Origin of the sequence: Streptomyces sp. NBC_00328 (genome assembly GCF_036139655.1) — a bacterium.
GTDB lineage: Bacteria > Actinomycetota > Actinomycetes > Streptomycetales > Streptomycetaceae > Streptomyces.
Window position 1 is genome coordinate 1,107,730 of sequence record NZ_CP108013.1, and the last position, 14,719, is coordinate 1,122,448.

Here is a 14,719-nt window from a genome sequence, read left to right on the forward strand (position 1 = left end):
CACGTATACACGACATGCATACATGGGCTGTATACACGGACTGTATACGCAATGTGTATAGTGCGCCGATCCCTGTCCGCGAACCGATGCCTCAGGGAGGGCAGCGCGCCACGCGCCCGTTGCCGATCAAGACGGCGATCGCGTCCGGGAGGTTGCCTGGCCGCCCCGAACACGTTGCACGGCAGCCCGAACCGGCCACAGGATGGCGGCAGCAGAGCCTCCCCCGCGGAAAGCAGGCCACCGTTGCCCCCAGCCCCGATGCACGCAGGTGAGACGCGGATCGACGGTTCGCTCGTACGGCGTCTGCTGGCCGGGCAGTTCCCCCGGTGGGCCCGACTCCCCCTGAAACGTGTGCAGTCGGCCGGTACCGTCAACGCCCTCTACCGTCTCGGCGACGACCTGGCCGTACGCCTCCCGCGAATCGCGGACGGCTCCGACGACGCGCTCAAGGAACACACGTGGCTGCCGCGGCTCGCCCCGATGCTCCCGTTCCCGGTCCCCGAGATCCTCGGCCTCGGCACCCCCGCCGCGGACTACCCGTGGCACTGGTCCGTGCTGCGCTGGCTGGACGGCGACCTCCCGGCGCCCGATGCCCTGACCGCCCCACAGGAACTCGCCGCCGATCTGGGGGCGTTCGTCACCGCCCTGCGCGGGATCGACCTGCCCGGGGGACCGCGCGCCTACCGCGGCACACCACTGGCCGCGGTGGACGCCGAGACGCGCTCGGCGCTCGACGACCTCCGCGGCGCCATCGACACCGGGGCCGCGACGGCGGCGTGGGAGGAAGCCCTGGCGGCACCGGCGTGGACGGGACCGCCGCGATGGCTCCACTCGGACCTGATGCCGATGAACCTCCTGGTCCGCGGGGGCCGGCTCGCGGCCGTCCTCGACTTCGGCACCCTCGGCACCGGCGATCCGGCCTGTGACTTCATCCCGGCCTGGAACCTCCTGCCCGCGGCCGCGAGGCCCGCCTTCCGGGACGCGGCCGGCGCCGACGACGCCGGATGGGCACGGGGACGCGGCTGGGCCCTGTCCATGGCCCTCGCCCAACTCCCGTACTACCGCGTCACGAACCCGGTCATCGCGGGCAACGCCGAGCACGTGATCCGCGAAGTGCTGGCCGAACAGCGGGGGTCGTAGCCGCCGTCACGCGCGGTCACTCGACGAGGGCCTGCGTTCCGAGAACGCCGAGGAGGGCGACGCGCTCGGCGTCCTCCGTGCCGGGCTCGGCCGTGTAGACCATGATCCGCAGGTCGCTGCCCGCGACGCTGAGCACATCGCAGTCCAGCGTCACGGCTCCGACCTGGGGATGGTCGATGGTCTTGCGGGAGGCATCGTGACGGGCGACGGCTCCGGACTCCCACAGCTCCGCGAACCGCACGCTGTTCGCGCACAGCTCGTCGATCAGCTGCCCGAGGCGCCGGTCCGTCGGGTACCGGCTCGCGGTCGCGCGCAGGTCGGCGGCGAGCGTCGCCTCGAAGGCGCGCCGCTCCCGGGGGGTGTGCCGTACCCGGCCGCCGGGGCCGACGAAGGCGCGCCACACACCGTTGCGTTCGTTGCCGCTCCACCCGGACGGATCACCCAGCAGCGCCGCGTACAGCGGATTGGCCAGCAGCAGGGTCCAGGCCGCGTCGTACACCGCCACGGGCGTCCCGCTCAGCCGGTCGAGCAGCCGGTGGACGCCGGGGCTGATGTGGGCCGGCACCATGCCCCGGCCCGGCGGCACCAGTCCGGCCACCTGGAAAAGGTGCTCGCGTTCGGCTCCGGACAGCCGCAGTGCCCGGCCCAGGGCCTCGACGACCTGCTCCGAGGGATGGGCCGCCCGCCCCTGTTCGAGGCGGGTGACGTAGTCGACCGAGATTCCGGCGAGCAGGGCCAGTTCCTCGCGGCGCAGTCCGGCCGCGCGCCGGGTCCCGCCGCCGGGCAGCCCGACGGCCTCCGGCGTGACCCGGTCACGCCAGCGTCGCACCGTCCTCCCGAACTCCGTGTTCGCCATGCCACCCACTGTGCACCCGCCCGGCCCGGCGCGCCTGGTACCGGCGGTCCCAGGAAGACCGGACTCCTGGCTGCGGGCGGCGGACCGCCGGACTCTGGACGCATGACCACAACACTCATCACCGGAGCGAACAAGGGCCTCGGCTTCGAGACCGCCCGCCGGCTCGTCGCGGCGGGCCACACCGTCTACGTCGGCAGCCGGAACGCGGAACGCGGACGGCGCGCGGCCGCGGACCTCGGGGCGCTCCCGGTCGTCGTCGATGTCACCGACGACGCGTCCGTCGCCGCCGCGGCCAGGACCATCGAGGCGGACGGCGGCCTGGACGTCCTGGTCAACAACGCCGGCGTGGAAGGGCGCGGCAAAGGCAACAGCGTGATCGGGGCGGCGGAGGTGACCGCCGGGATGATGCGCGAACTGTTCGAGACGAACGTGTTCGGTGTCGTCCGGGTCCTCCACGCCTTCCTGCCCCTGCTCCAGCGCTCGGCCGCCCCGGTCGTGGTGAACCTCAGCAGCGGCCTGGCCTCGCTGGCCCGGATCACCGACCCCGCAGGCCCGGCCCACGCCTACCCGGGTGTCGCCTATCCGGCCTCCAAGACGGCCGTCAACACGATCACCGTGCAGTACGCGAAGGCGTTCCCCGGGATCCGCGTCAACGCCGTGGAGCCGGGTTTCACCGCCACCGACCTGAACGGCAACACCGGGATCCAGACCGTGGAGGAGGGCGCCGAGATCATCGTGCGCATGGCGCTGATCGGCCCGGACGGACCGACCGGCGGCTTCTTCGACGCGGCGGGCCCCGTCCCCTGGTGACCACGCCACCCGGCCGGCCGGCCCCGCCCCTCGGCAACTCGGCAACTCGGCAACTCGGCAACCCAATGGAACACGTATTCGATTACGAGGGTACGCTGGCCTCATGGCCACGCACCTCCAGGGCTCACTCTTCGACCAGACCGACGAACTCCGTCCCGGCCCCCTGAACGGGCTGCGGCGCACGACGCTGGGCGACGGTGCCTGGATCGACCTGCTGCCCGGGTGGCTGAGCGGAGCCGACGAGCTCTTCACCCGCCTCGCCGCCGAGGTCCCGTGGCGGGCCGAACGGCGCCAGATGTACGAGCAGGTGGTCGACGTACCCCGGCTGCTCGCCTACTTCCGGGCGGAGGATCCGCTGCCGCACCCGGTCCTGGACAAGGCCCGGGACGCGCTGTCGGCGCATTACGCCGAGGAGCTGGGCGAGGCGTTCACCACGGCCGGGCTCTGCTACTACCGGGACGGGCGCGACAGTGTGGCCTGGCACGGGGACAGGATCGGCCGGGGCGCCCGCGAGGACACGATGGTCGCCATCGTGTCGGTGGGCGCCCCGCGTGATCTCCTGCTGCGGCCGCGTGGTGGCGGGGACACGGTCCGGCGCCCGCTGGGCCATGGCGACCTCATCGTCATGGGCGGCTCCTGCCAGCGCACCTGGGAACACGCGATCCCCAAGACGGCGCGGGCCGCGGGACCCCGGATCAGCGTCCAGTTCCGCCCGGACGGCGTGAACTGACCGGCGCGGACGCTCCCGCCGGGCCCGGCCGGCTCACGGCGCGAGCTGCGCCTGCACGGCGGGCGCGTACCGGTCGACGATGTCGTCGACCGGGGTGGCGCGCAGGTGCGAGCCCCGCGCGATCCCGTACATCACGCCGAGGCCGAGCAGTGTGCTCACGGCGAGTTCGGCGCGCAGGCCCGCGTCCTGCCCGCTCAGCCGCCCGGCGAGACGGTCGCTGACCTGGGCGCGGAAGTTGGCCCGCAGTATCTCGCCCTGCTCCCCCTGGAGCGGGGCGAAGACGATCCGCAGGACGGGGTCGGCGCCGCGCTGGGTCTGGCCTTCGAGGAGATGGCGGACCATGTGCCGCCCGAGCTCCTCCAGCGGCGCGTCCAGCAGGGCCTCGGCATCGGACTCGAAGGACATGACACGGGCGAACAGCGCGTCCTTGTTGCCGAAGTACTTGAGGATCAGCGGCGCGCTCACTCCGGCCCGGTCGGCGACCGCCTTGAGCGTGATGTCCGTGTGCGCGTGCCGGGCCAGCAGATACCGGGCCGCGCGCAGGATCGCCGCCTTGCTCGCCTCGGCGTCACGGCGGGGGGCGGGAGCCGCTTCCGGCTCCTGGTCCGGGGCGGGCGCGGCTCCCGGTTCGCGGTGCGGGGCGGGCGCCGCTTCGGGATCGTGGTGCGGTGGAGCGGGGGCGGCCGGCTGCCCACCGGGCCCTGGTGCGGCCGGGGACGCCGTGAGACCGGAGTGCGGGGTGGTCACGGTGCTCAAGCTCCTTCGAGGGCCTCGTCGCGGGGTGCGCCGGTGGGGCGGCCGGTTCGCGGGGTCTCGCGGGAGGCGGGGTCGGCGGGTATCGACAGTGCGGCGGCGCAGGCCACCAGTGCGACGGTACCCGCCATGGCGAAGGCCAGCAGATAGCCGTGCAGGGTCGGAACCGGGGCGCCCGCGACGAGGCTCGTGTGGTGCACGAGCACGGCGGCCACGGCGGCACTGCACACGGCCTGCCCGATGGTCCGCATCAGGACGTTGACGCCGTTGGCGGACGCGGTCTGCCCGGCGGGCACGGCACGCAGGATCAGCGTGGGCAGGGCGGAGTAGGCGAACGTCGTGCCGATCGAGCAGACCGTGGCGCCCAGGATGATCGCCCACAGGTCACGGCTGTCGGCGATCCGCAGGACGTAGCCGGAGGCGATGATCGCCGTACCGAGGGCCAGGGTGATCCGGGGACCGCGGGCCGCCGATATGCGCGCCGAGACGGGCGACAGCAGCAGCATCGTCACCCCGCCGGGCAGCAGGCACAGGCCGGTCGCCACGATGGACAGGCCGAGCCCGTAGCCGGTGGCCTTCGGCGCCTGGACCAGTTGCGCCGTGACCAGCGAGTTGCCGTAGAAGGAGAAGCCGGTCAGCAGCGCGGCGATGTGCGGCAGGGCGACGCGCGGACGGGCGGCCAGCTTCAGGTCGACGAGGGGGCGTTCGGTGCGCAGCTGCTGTCGCCACCACAGCGTGAGAACGGCCGCGCAGGCGGCGAACAGCGCGAGGATCCCGGGGCTGGTCCAGCCCCAGGTGCCGCCCTGGGACACGGCGAGCAGCAGACACACCAGTCCGGCGGCCAGGCCCAGCGCGCCCAGCGTGTCGAAGCGGCCCGGCTCCCGTACGGGCGACTCGCGCACCGCCCACCAGGCCAGTGCCGTCCCGAAGGCACCGAGCGCGGTCGTCGCCCAGAACATGACGTGCCAGTTGGCGTACTGCACCAGGAGGGCGGCGAGCGGGAGGCCGAGGGCGGCGCCGATGCCGACGGTGGAACTCATCAGCGCGACGGCGGAACCCGTGCGCTCGGGCGGCAGTTCGTCGCGCAGGATGCTGATCGACAGCGGGACCACGGCGGCGGCGGCGCCCTGAAGCGCCCGCGCCACGATCAGGACGCCGATGTCGGAGGTGAGCGCGCACATCAGCGAGCCGACCGTCATCATCCCGAGGGCCATGAGCAGCACGCGCCGCTTCCCGTACATGTCGCCCGCGCGGCCCAGGACGGGGGTGAGCACGGCTCCGGCGAGGAGGGTCGCCGTCACCATCCAGGAGACCGCGCCCGCCGAGGCGCCGGTCAGGCGGGGCAGGTCGGGCAGCAACGGGACGACCACCGTCTGCATGACGGCCATGAGAATCCCGCCGAACGCCAGGACAGGGATCGCGAGCCGCTCGCGCAAGGCCGCCATCGGCACTCCAGAAGTAGACGTGAGAAAGAGGTGAATGACAATTCACCTTAGCGGTGAATTGCCATTCACCCAAAGGGGTGTCCGCTTCTCCGGGAGTGTGTTAGGGCGCCTCGGCGGCGCTGGGGTGTTTCCGGGGACACGTCGGGGACTCATGGGTGGCCTGGGGCGGGCCGGTCCGCGTCGGGCACCGGCCTGTACGGGTCGCGCCCGACGCAGACAGGCCGGTACAGCTATCGGCCGGCGCGGGCCTGAACGGGTTTCGCCCGGCACGGACCGGTACAGCTATCGCCCGGCACGAGCCGGTACAGCTGTCGCCCCGGCGCGGCTATCGCCCGGCGCGGGCCTGTACTCCGCGGGCGACCTTGGGGCCGAGCCAGCGCTTGAGACGGCGCAGCGCCTCCAGCCGTCCGGCCACGCGGTCGAGGCGGTAGTACAGCTGCGGCGGGACGTAGGGCAGCAGCGGCGAGTGACGCTGTCCGAGCAGGGCGAACATCCGCGCCGGCGGAAGACCGATGTAGCGCGGCAGGCTCTCGTACCACTGGGCGCTGTGGCGGGCCGCGCTCTGCACCGACAGCAGCTCGGACCTGCGCTTCTGCCCGTACCGGGTGAGGGCGGTCTCGAGGTCCGGGTGCTCCCGCAGCGCTCCGGCCAGGGCGATGGCGTCCTCCAAGGCGAGGGTGGTGCCGGCGCCGATCGAGTAGTGCGTGGTATGGGCGGCGTCGCCGAGCAGGACGAGGTTGCCGCGGTGCCACGTCCGGTTGGTCAGCGTGCGGAAGGTGAGCCACTGGGCGGCGCCGTCGGGCTGCGCCCGGCCGATCAGCCCGTGCCCGTTCAGCAGGCCGGCGAACAGTTTCTCCAGCAGCGCGAGACCGTCGGCCTCGCTCGCGCGCCCGAGCCCGAGGCCGGTCCAGGTCCCCGGAGAGCACTCGATGACCAAGGTGCTCCGGTCGTCGCTGAACCGGTACGCGTAGCACCAGATCCAGCCGTGGTCCGTCTCCACGAAGGAGAAGGTGAACGAGTCGAAGACCTTGGTCGTTCCGACCCAGATGTAGTGGTTGCGTCCGTGGCTGATCTCGGTGCCGAAGTGGCCGGCATGGCGCTCGCGCAGGGCGCTGTTGACCCCGTCACCGGCGACGACGAGGTCGGCGTCGGGCAGCCGGTCGGCCGCGATCTCGCTCTCGTACTCGACACGGACACCCAGGGAGCGGGCCCGCTCCGCGAGCAGGTCGAGCATCCGGCGGCGGCCGATGCCGAATCCCTCGTCGCCCGGGGCCACTGTCATGCGGGTGCCGACATGGGCGACACCGTCGCTCCAGCTCACCGAGTTCTCGCTGACGGCGAGCGCGGACGCCGGGTCACCCTCACGCAGCTTGTCGAGCAGGCCCGCCCAGTAGGTCACACCCCAGCCGTACGTCGATCCGGCCGGGTTCCTCTCATGGACGGTGACGTCATGGGACGGGTCCTGGAGCTTCATCAGGATCGAGAAGTACAGGCTTGCGGGTCCGCCACCGACGCACGCGATCTTCACGCGCACTCCCCTATGTTGCACAATGCGGTCGATTGACCACGAAGAGTAGCAGGGGCGTCACGCCCGCGGTTCGCGCCAGATCGCGGACGTGAGCCGCGCCACGAGCCGGCGGCCGCGACCGCAAGATCATCACCACGGCGTCTTCCGGCCGCAGGATTTCCGCCCATCGACGGGCCGCGGGCACCCCGGACAGCAAGATCATCTTTGTTCAACTCTGCATGACATATACGCGATTGTCCGGATCGCAGCCAACCGACATTCGGCGATTTCTCCCGTTGTTTGACGAACCGATAGGCATATCGGGTCATCAACACAGCTGATCACAGGAGGTCTCCGCATGCCGGAGCTCACTCGTCGCCGCGCCCTCGGGGCCGCCGCCGCACTCGCCGTGGGCGCGGGTGCCCAGACCCTGGCCGCACCCGCCGCGTCCGCGAACCCGGACTCACCGGCCGCATCGCGGCGGTCCGTGGCCGGGCACCACCACGGCGGCCCGGAAGCCTTCGACGAGGTCTTCCAGGGGCGCCGCATAGAAGGCCGCCCGGTCACCGGGGGCGGCCACCACCACGGCGCCGGATACGCCGTGTTCGTCGACGGCGCGGAGCTGCACGTGATGAGCAACGCCGACGGCAGCTGGATCAGCGTCGTCAGCCACTACTCCCCCGTTCCCACCCCGCGCGACGCGGCCCGCGCCGCCGTCGTGGAGCTGCAGGGGGCGCCGCTCGTGCCCTTCGCCGCCAACTGAACCACCCCGCAAGCAGATCGTGGAGTCCCGCACATGACCGTACGCAAGAACCAGGCGAGCCTGACCGCCGACGAGAAGCGGCGATTCGTCGACGCGCTGCTGCAGCTCAAGCGCAGCGGAACGTACGACACCTTCGTCACCACGCACAACGCGTTCATCCTCGGCGACACCGACAACGGCGAACGGACGGGCCACCGTTCACCCTCGTTCCTGCCCTGGCACCGCAGATTCCTTCTAGAGTTCGAGCGGGCCCTGCAGGCCGTCGACCCCTCGGTGGCGCTGCCCTACTGGGACTGGAGCACCGACCGCACCGCTCGGGCGTCCCTGTGGGCGCCGGACTTCCTCGGCGGAACCGGGCGCAGTCTGGACGGCCGGGTGATGGACGGTCCGTTCGCCGCCTCTTCGGGCAACTGGCCCATCAACGTCCGCGTCGACAGCCGCACTTATCTGCGCAGGTCGCTGGGCACCGGGGTGCGGGAACTGCCGACCCGCGCCGAGGTGGAGTCCGTGCTCGCCATGGCGACGTACGACATGGCGCCCTGGAACAGCGCCTCGGACGGCTTCCGCAATCACCTCGAAGGCTGGCGGGGCGTCAATCTCCACAACCGGGTGCACGTCTGGGTGGGCGGCCAGATGGGCACGGGCGTCTCCCCCAACGATCCGGTGTTCTGGCTCCACCACGCCTTCATAGACAGGCTGTGGGCCCAGTGGCAGCGCAGGCACCCGGGTTCCGGCTACGTCCCGCTCAAGGACACCCCGAACGTCGTCGACCTCGGCGAGACGATGAAGCCGTGGAACGACACCCGGCCGGCCGACCTGCTCGACCACTCCGCGTTCTACACGTTCGACACCGTCTGATCCCGGCCGCGGCGCGGACGCGAGCAGGCGCCCGCGTCACGGGGAACGCCGGGGCTCAGGCTCAGCCCTGTGCCTCGGTGCGGCACTCCGGGTGACCCCAGCCCTGGGCGTTCTTGGCGATGGGCTCGCCCGCGGCATAGGAACGACCGCACACACAACGGCCGTTGAACTTGGCCTTGATGGTGCGGCTCGACGTGCCCGGCCGGGACGCCTTGGCCGCGGGGCGGCGGCGGGCGGCACCCGAGGCGACCGGGGTGTCGGGGGAGGCGGGCGGCTGCGGGGATCCGAGGTCGCTGCCCGCGGGCTGCTGCACCACCGCGGCCTGGCTGGCGGCTCGGTCGGCGAAGTCGTTCAGCGGGTCGCCGTCGACCTGGTGGGCGGGGACGTAGCGGAACTCCACCGTACGTCCGGTGAGGAGTTCGTCGATCCGGGCGACCAGTTCCTGGTTGGCCACGGGTTTGCCCGCGGCCGTCTTCCAGCCCTTGCGCTTCCAGCCCGGCAGCCAGGTCGTGACGGCCTTCATCGCGTACTGGGAGTCCATCCGGATCTCCAGCGGCACATCGGGGGCGACGGCCGTCAGCAGGCGTTCCAGCGCGGTCAGTTCGGCGACGTTGTTCGTCGCCGTGCCCAGCGGTCCCGCCTCCCAGCGAGCCGGGGTCTCGTCCCCGTCGGCGACGACCCAGGCCCATCCGGCGGGTCCCGGGTTTCCCTTCGAAGCCCCGTCACAGGCGGCAACAACGCGTTCAGGCATGACCCCGATCATGCCACGCCCGGCCGACGGCCCCGCGCACGGAGTGGTGCGGAGCGGTGCGAAGCAGTGCCGCCCCGCCGGTCACCGGCGGGGCGGCGGCCACGGACGAGCGTCAGGACACATCCGCCATCCCGGGCATCTCGCCCTGGGTCGTCTTCATGTCGATGACGGAGAACGACGCGCCCTGGGGGTCGCTCAGCGCCGCGAACCGGCCGAACGGGCTGTCCATCGGCCCGAAGCGCAGGACCGCACCGCGCGCGGTCGCCTTGGCCACCGCCTCATCGCAGTTGTCGACAGCGAAGTAGACGTTGACGTACGACGGCACCTCGGGCGGGAAGTCGTCCGTCATCTTCATCCGGCCGAGCACCGGGTTCCCGCCGATGTTGAAGACGCGGAAGTCGACCGCGTCGTCCTGCACCTGCTGGGCGGTGAAGGGGAAGACGGCCGGGAAGAAGGCGTCGGACTTCTCCGGCTCACGGGTGAAGACCTCGGCCCAGGCGTACGAGCCGGGCTCGCCGATCGACTCGAAGCCCTCGTGGACGCCCGCCTGCCAGACGCCGAAGACGGCCCCGCCGGGGTCGCGGGCCAGCGCCATGGTGCCGAAGTCGCCGACCTGCATCGGCTCCATCAGCACCTCGCCGCCCTGGCTCCTGATCTTCTCGGCGGTCGCTGCGGCGTCGGGTGAGGCGAAGTACAGACACCAGGCGGACTGGCCCTCCTGTCCCGGCATCGGCGGTACGACGGCGGCCACCGCCTTGCCGCCGGAAAAGGCCTGCGTGTAGTTCCCGTACTCCGAGGACGCCTCGCCGAACGTCCAGCCGAGCACGTCCCCGTAGAAGCTCTTGGCCCCCTCGACATCGCTGAACATCGCGTCCGCCCAGCAGGGCGTTCCTTCAGGCTGTACGGCCATGACCCGACCTTCTCCTGTTCGGTGAACGATTGCGCTGTTCACGCTAGCCAGCCTTCACTCGGGCCGCGCGCCGAAGCGCGGGCCCCGCACGACACCGGAGGCCGGCCGACCCGGTCGTCGACAGGACGGGGCCCGGCACCCCATGCCCCCGGTCGTCCCCGTTCCTCCGGCCGGGCGGGCTCGCCCGGCCGGCCGGAGGGCGCCGGGCGTCGGTCACTCCCCCGCGTGCACCCTTTCCAGGGCCGCCATGTCCAGCTTGGTCATCTTGTACATCGCCTGGGCCGTACGGGCCGCCTTCTCCGTGTCCGCGTCGCCGAGCAACTCGATGAGCCCGTCCGGGACGATCTGCCAGGACAGTCCGTACTTGTCCTTCAGCCAGCCGCAGGGACCCGCCTCGCCCCCGTCCTCGATGAACTTGTCCCAGTAGTGGTCCACCTCTTCCTGGCCGTAGCAGTGCACCTGGAACGAGATCGCCTCGTCGAACGTGAACTGCGGGCCGCCGTTGACCGCGACGAACTTCTGGCCGTTGGCCACGAACTCGACGGCCAGCACGGAACCGGGCGTCCCGGGCCCGGCCTCCGTGTAGCGGCCGACCCGGCCGAGCCGGGAGTGCTTGAACATCGAGACGTAGTAGTGGGCGGCCTCCTCGGCCTGGCCGTCGAACCACAGACAGGTGGTGAAACCGTCGGCGGGCATGTGTACCTCCTCGGGCGGAAATCGTCGTCACCTCTGTCGACCGATCCTCGTCCGAAAACTCATCGGCCGCGCGCGCACGACCTCACCCGCGACGACCCGGGGCCACCGGGTGCGCGCCCCTTCACCCGCCTCGACCACCCTCGGCCGCCCGGCACCGGTCCGACCTGGTCACCCGGAGTGGTCGCACCCCCTCGGCCATGACGGTCGGGGGTCGACGCGGCCCCCGGACCGCCCTCCGGTGACACCCGGCTGCCGGCCCCCGGTCCCGCGGAAGACCCGTGCCGGGCGAGCCGGGCGCGGCGTTAGCATGCCCGGACATGAATCCCAGCGACTCCCCCGACGTCCATCCGTTCCGTGTCGACGTCCCGCAGAGCGACATCGACGACCTGCACCGCCGTCTCGACGCCACCCGCTGGCCCGACGAACTGCCCGGAGTGGGCTGGGCCTACGGAGTCCCGAAGGACTACCTCCAGGATCTCGTCCACCACTGGCGGCACGTCTACGACTGGCGCGCGGCCGAGGAACGCCTCAACTCGTGGCCGCAGTTCACCACCGAGATCGACGGCGCGCGCGTGCACTTCGCGCACATCCGCTCGCCGGAACCCGACGCCACCCCGCTGATCATGACGCACGGCTGGCCCGGGTCCATCGTCGAATTCACCGATGTCGTGGGGCCGTTGACCGATCCGCGCGCGTACGGCGGCGATCCGGCCGACGCCTTTCACCTGGTCGTGCCGAGCATCCCGGGCTTCGGGCTGTCGGGGCCGACCCGGGACACCGGCTGGGAGTTCACCCGGGTGGCCGCAGCGTTCGCCGTGCTGATGGAGCGCCTCGGCTACCGGCGATACGGCGCACAGGGCGGGGACTGGGGCGGCGCCGTCTCGCGCGAGCTGGGGAGGGCGCACCCCGACCGGGTGACCGGCGTCCACCTCAACCTGCTGCCCGGGTCGTCCGCCGTCACCGAGCCGACCGCCCTGGAACTGGCCGAGCTGACCCCGTACGAGCGCGAGCGCACCCTCGGCTCCTGGCGGCGGGGCCGGGAATGGAACCGTGAGGAGGCGGGATACGCCGCGCTCCAGTCCACCCGGCCGCAGACCCTCGCGTACGCCCTCACGGACTCCCCGGTCGGTCAACTCGCCTGGATCGCGGAGAAGTTCAGGCAGTGGACGGACTCGCGGGACCGTCCCGAGGACGCCGTCGACCGGGATCTGATGCTGACCGACGTGATGCTGTACTGGCTGACCGGAACGGCCGGTTCGTCCGCGCGGATCTACTACGAGCGGGCCCACGCCGCCTATTGGGGCACTCCGCCCGAGCCGTCGACCGTTCCGACGGCCCTCGCCGTCTTCCCCGAGGAGAACTTCGTCGCGCTGCGCCATGTCGCGGAACGCACCGACACCATCGTGCGCTGGACCGAGTTCGACCGGGGCGGTCACTTCGCCGCGATGGAGGAGCCGGATCTGCTGGTCGCGGACATCCGGGCGTTCTTCCGCCAGCTCCACGCGACCGCCTGAGGAACGCCGCCATCGCAGTCGCGGTCGCCGGGAACCCTGCGGGAACACCCCGGGGCGCCTTCCTGCTCTGCCGACGGCGAATCTGCCACGGGCCGAGAAATCCGCTCCGGCACCGCCACCGGACCGAGAGTGGAGTCAGCGGCGACGCCCGCCGCGTCACGACCAGGAGGAACCATGACTCCCCTCATCACCGGCCGGTATCCGGACCGCATGCCGCGGGCCGAGGAGGGCGACACCCCGGCGACCCGCTACGACGACCATCTGGCCGCACAGTTGCTGGCCCAGCGGATCGTCTTCCTGGGCACCCAGGTCGACGAGGTCTCCGCGAACCGGGTGTGCGCCCAGCTGCTCCTGCTGTCCGCCGAGGACGCGCGCACCGACATCAGCCTCTACATCAACAGTCCGGGTGGTTCGGTGACCGCCGGGCTCGCCATCTACGACACCATGCGGCTGATCCCCAACGACGTCTCCACGCTCGCGATGGGATTCGCCGCCAGCATGGGACAGTTCCTGCTCAGCGTGGGCACCCGTGGCAAGCGCTTCGCCCTGCCGAACACGCGGATCATGATGCACCAGCCGTCCGCGGGCATCGGCGGCACCACCGCCGACATCGAGATCCAGGCACAGAACCACGAGTTCACCAAGCGGGCCATCGAACGGATCACCGCGGAACACACCGGCCAGAGCGAGGAGACGATCTCCAGGGACGGTGACCGCGACCGCTGGTTCACGGCGGAGCAGGCCAGGGAGTACGGCATGGTGGACCGGGTCGTGGAGTCGCTCGACGATGTCCGCCCGGCCGCGTCACGGCGACGGATGGGACTCTGACATGGGTACGTACACGATCCCGAACGTCGTCGAGCGGACCCCGCAGGGCGAGCGGTCGTACGACGTCTTCAGCCGGCTGCTCTCCGAGCGGATCATCTTCCTCGGCACGGAGATCGACGACGGTGTCGCCAACGTCGTCATCGCGCAACTCCTCCATCTGGAGTCGTCGAGCCCGGAGAGCGAGATCGCGATCTACATCAACTCGCCCGGGGGATCGTTCACTTCACTGATGGCCATCTACGACACGATGACCTTCGTACAGGCTCCCATCTCGACGTTCTGCGTCGGGCAGGCCGCCTCCACCGCCGCGGTGCTGCTCGCCGGGGGTGATCCCGGGCGGCGATTCGTCCTGGAACACGCCCGCGTGCTGCTCGGCCAGCCGGCCAGCGGCGGCCGTCAGGGCACGGTGTCGGACCTCAGCCTCCAGGCCAAGGAGATGCTGCGGATCCGCTCGCAGGTCGAGGAGGTCCTGTCCCGGCACACCCACCACGACGTCACCACGCTGCGCGCGGACATGGACCGCGACAAGATCTTCACCGCGCAGGAAGCGGTGGAGTACGGGCTCGCGGACGAGATCCTCAGCCGCCGGCTCGCCGTGGTCTGACCTCGGCGAGCCGGGCGGGGACGGCGTCAGGCGGCGAGACACATTCCGTCGTACCGCGAGGCCGCGGACGGGGTGGACGCGGAGCGGCTCCGGACGGACTCGGCCCGGGTGTGCCGGGTCAGCTCACGCTGGGCCAGCGACAGCAGTTCGGTCAGGCCGAGGCCGAGGGCGCGCGCGGCCGCTGCGAGGACCTCGGAGGAGGCCTCCTTGCGGCCGCGTTCCACCTCGGAGAGGTAGGGCATGGAGATCCGGGCCGCGTCGGCCACGTCCTTGAGCGTGCGTTCCTGAGCCAGTCGCTCGCGCCTCAGGACATCGCCGACCAGGTCGCGCCACAGCGGCTCCTTGGCTGTGGGAGCGGGAGCCGCGGGCCCCCGGAGCGGCGCGAGCACCGGTGGCCGCGGTGCTCGGCCCGGGGCGCGGGCCGGCGGCGCTGCGCGGGAAGGCTCTCCCGCCGCCGGGCGGAGGGCAATGACGCGGGCTTCGTTGGTCACGTGGTCGCTCACCCCTTCAGCCTAGAAGCGCGGGGCCGTACGGGAAGGGACCGGCGTTCCGCT

Annotated in this window: 16 protein-coding genes; 8 read left to right on the forward strand and 8 right to left on the reverse strand. The window is 71.7% G+C overall.

Features of this window, described 5'->3' with window-relative positions; translation table 11 throughout:
* Positions 1-258 precede the first annotated feature (258 nt).
* Positions 259-1,140 carry an aminoglycoside phosphotransferase family protein gene (locus tag OG485_RS04715; RefSeq protein ID WP_328664737.1) on the forward strand — a complete coding sequence of 294 codons (882 nt, stop codon included), beginning with the start codon at positions 259-261 and terminating at the stop codon, positions 1,138-1,140.
* 16 nt (positions 1,141-1,156) lie between these two features.
* Here the strand turns inward: OG485_RS04715 and OG485_RS04720 are convergent, their stop codons facing one another.
* The gene (locus OG485_RS04720; protein ID WP_328664738.1) at positions 1,157-1,996 is read right to left on the reverse strand and encodes a helix-turn-helix transcriptional regulator; all 840 of its coding nucleotides are present in this window, start codon (positions 1,994-1,996) and stop codon (positions 1,157-1,159) included.
* 102 nt (positions 1,997-2,098) lie between these two features.
* Here OG485_RS04720 and OG485_RS04725 point away from each other — a divergent pair, with 102 nt between their 5' ends.
* A complete protein-coding gene (locus OG485_RS04725) occupies positions 2,099-2,806 on the forward strand; it encodes an SDR family NAD(P)-dependent oxidoreductase (protein WP_328664739.1) in 708 nt (235 codons plus the stop codon).
* A 103-nt stretch (positions 2,807-2,909) separates the two neighbouring features.
* Positions 2,910-3,536: an alpha-ketoglutarate-dependent dioxygenase AlkB gene (locus OG485_RS04730; protein WP_328664740.1), complete on the forward strand. Its 627-nt coding sequence runs from the start codon at positions 2,910-2,912 to the stop codon at positions 3,534-3,536.
* A gap of 33 nt (positions 3,537-3,569) precedes the next feature.
* On the opposite strand, the gene OG485_RS04735 is transcribed toward OG485_RS04730, so the two are convergent.
* The 3 genes from OG485_RS04735 to OG485_RS04745 all read right to left on the reverse strand — a co-directional run bounded on the left by OG485_RS04735 (position 3,570) and on the right by OG485_RS04745 (position 7,262).
* Positions 3,570-4,082 carry a TetR/AcrR family transcriptional regulator gene (locus tag OG485_RS04735; protein WP_328458684.1) on the reverse strand — a complete coding sequence of 171 codons (513 nt, stop codon included), beginning with the start codon at positions 4,080-4,082 and terminating at the stop codon, positions 3,570-3,572.
* 206 nt (positions 4,083-4,288) lie between these two features.
* Positions 4,289-5,734: an MFS transporter gene (locus OG485_RS04740; RefSeq protein ID WP_328664741.1), complete on the reverse strand. Its 1,446-nt coding sequence runs from the start codon at positions 5,732-5,734 to the stop codon at positions 4,289-4,291.
* 325 nt (positions 5,735-6,059) lie between these two features.
* Positions 6,060-7,262: an FAD-dependent monooxygenase gene (locus OG485_RS04745; RefSeq protein WP_328664742.1), complete on the reverse strand. Its 1,203-nt coding sequence runs from the start codon at positions 7,260-7,262 to the stop codon at positions 6,060-6,062.
* A gap of 337 nt (positions 7,263-7,599) precedes the next feature.
* Between OG485_RS04745 and melC1 the strand changes: the two genes are divergently transcribed.
* A complete protein-coding gene (melC1, locus tag OG485_RS04750; protein ID WP_328664743.1) occupies positions 7,600-8,004 on the forward strand; it encodes an apotyrosinase chaperone MelC1 in 405 nt (134 codons plus the stop codon).
* Between the two features lie 33 nt (positions 8,005-8,037).
* Positions 8,038-8,862, forward strand: a complete 825-nt coding sequence (gene melC2 / locus OG485_RS04755; RefSeq protein WP_328664744.1) for a tyrosinase MelC2 — start codon at positions 8,038-8,040, stop codon at positions 8,860-8,862.
* 61 nt (positions 8,863-8,923) lie between these two features.
* Here the strand turns inward: melC2 and OG485_RS04760 are convergent, their stop codons facing one another.
* From OG485_RS04760 to OG485_RS04770, 3 genes are all read right to left on the reverse strand, one after another.
* A complete protein-coding gene (locus OG485_RS04760; RefSeq protein WP_328664745.1) occupies positions 8,924-9,625 on the reverse strand; it encodes a ribonuclease H family protein in 702 nt (233 codons plus the stop codon).
* A gap of 100 nt (positions 9,626-9,725) precedes the next feature.
* Complete coding sequence (locus tag OG485_RS04765) at positions 9,726-10,523, reverse strand: VOC family protein (protein WP_328664746.1); 798 nt, start codon at positions 10,521-10,523, stop codon at positions 9,726-9,728.
* Between the two features lie 213 nt (positions 10,524-10,736).
* Positions 10,737-11,219 carry a VOC family protein gene (locus tag OG485_RS04770; protein ID WP_328456170.1) on the reverse strand — a complete coding sequence of 161 codons (483 nt, stop codon included), beginning with the start codon at positions 11,217-11,219 and terminating at the stop codon, positions 10,737-10,739.
* 317 nt (positions 11,220-11,536) lie between these two features.
* On the opposite strand from OG485_RS04770, the gene OG485_RS04775 reads away from it, so the two are divergent.
* From OG485_RS04775 to OG485_RS04785, 3 genes are all read left to right on the forward strand, one after another.
* Positions 11,537-12,733 carry an epoxide hydrolase family protein gene (locus OG485_RS04775; RefSeq protein WP_328664747.1) on the forward strand — a complete coding sequence of 399 codons (1,197 nt, stop codon included), beginning with the start codon at positions 11,537-11,539 and terminating at the stop codon, positions 12,731-12,733.
* Between the two features lie 174 nt (positions 12,734-12,907).
* Positions 12,908-13,561 (forward strand): ATP-dependent Clp protease proteolytic subunit, encoded by a 654-nt coding sequence (locus OG485_RS04780; RefSeq protein ID WP_326789705.1) that lies wholly within the window; start codon positions 12,908-12,910, stop codon positions 13,559-13,561.
* A gap of 1 nt (position 13,562) precedes the next feature.
* Positions 13,563-14,165: a ClpP family protease gene (locus OG485_RS04785; RefSeq protein WP_328664748.1), complete on the forward strand. Its 603-nt coding sequence runs from the start codon at positions 13,563-13,565 to the stop codon at positions 14,163-14,165.
* A 26-nt stretch (positions 14,166-14,191) separates the two neighbouring features.
* Here OG485_RS04785 and OG485_RS04790 read toward each other — a convergent pair whose 3' ends face one another.
* Positions 14,192-14,668 carry a helix-turn-helix domain-containing protein gene (locus tag OG485_RS04790; RefSeq protein WP_328664749.1) on the reverse strand — a complete coding sequence of 159 codons (477 nt, stop codon included), beginning with the start codon at positions 14,666-14,668 and terminating at the stop codon, positions 14,192-14,194.
* Positions 14,669-14,719: the final 51 nt, after the last annotated feature.

Excerpts from the sequence above, each read along its gene's own strand:
- OG485_RS04715 (WP_328664737.1), top strand. The coding sequence starts at position 259 with ATGCACGCAGGTGAGACGCGGATCGACGGTTCGCTCGTACGGCGTCTG.
- OG485_RS04720 (WP_328664738.1), bottom strand. The coding sequence starts at position 1,996 with ATGGCGAACACGGAGTTCGGGAGGACGGTGCGACGCTGGCGTGACCGG.
- OG485_RS04725 (WP_328664739.1), top strand. The coding sequence starts at position 2,099 with ATGACCACAACACTCATCACCGGAGCGAACAAGGGCCTCGGCTTCGAG.
- OG485_RS04730 (WP_328664740.1), top strand. The coding sequence starts at position 2,910 with ATGGCCACGCACCTCCAGGGCTCACTCTTCGACCAGACCGACGAACTC.
- OG485_RS04740 (WP_328664741.1), bottom strand. The coding sequence starts at position 5,734 with ATGGCGGCCTTGCGCGAGCGGCTCGCGATCCCTGTCCTGGCGTTCGGC.
- melC1 (WP_328664743.1), top strand. The coding sequence starts at position 7,600 with ATGCCGGAGCTCACTCGTCGCCGCGCCCTCGGGGCCGCCGCCGCACTC.
- melC2 (WP_328664744.1), top strand. The coding sequence starts at position 8,038 with ATGACCGTACGCAAGAACCAGGCGAGCCTGACCGCCGACGAGAAGCGG.
- OG485_RS04760 (WP_328664745.1), bottom strand. The coding sequence starts at position 9,625 with ATGATCGGGGTCATGCCTGAACGCGTTGTTGCCGCCTGTGACGGGGCT.
- OG485_RS04765 (WP_328664746.1), bottom strand. The coding sequence starts at position 10,523 with ATGGCCGTACAGCCTGAAGGAACGCCCTGCTGGGCGGACGCGATGTTC.
- OG485_RS04770 (WP_328456170.1), bottom strand. The coding sequence starts at position 11,219 with ATGCCCGCCGACGGTTTCACCACCTGTCTGTGGTTCGACGGCCAGGCC.
- OG485_RS04775 (WP_328664747.1), top strand. The coding sequence starts at position 11,537 with ATGAATCCCAGCGACTCCCCCGACGTCCATCCGTTCCGTGTCGACGTC.
- OG485_RS04780 (WP_326789705.1), top strand. The coding sequence starts at position 12,908 with ATGACTCCCCTCATCACCGGCCGGTATCCGGACCGCATGCCGCGGGCC.
- OG485_RS04785 (WP_328664748.1), top strand. The coding sequence starts at position 13,563 with ATGGGTACGTACACGATCCCGAACGTCGTCGAGCGGACCCCGCAGGGC.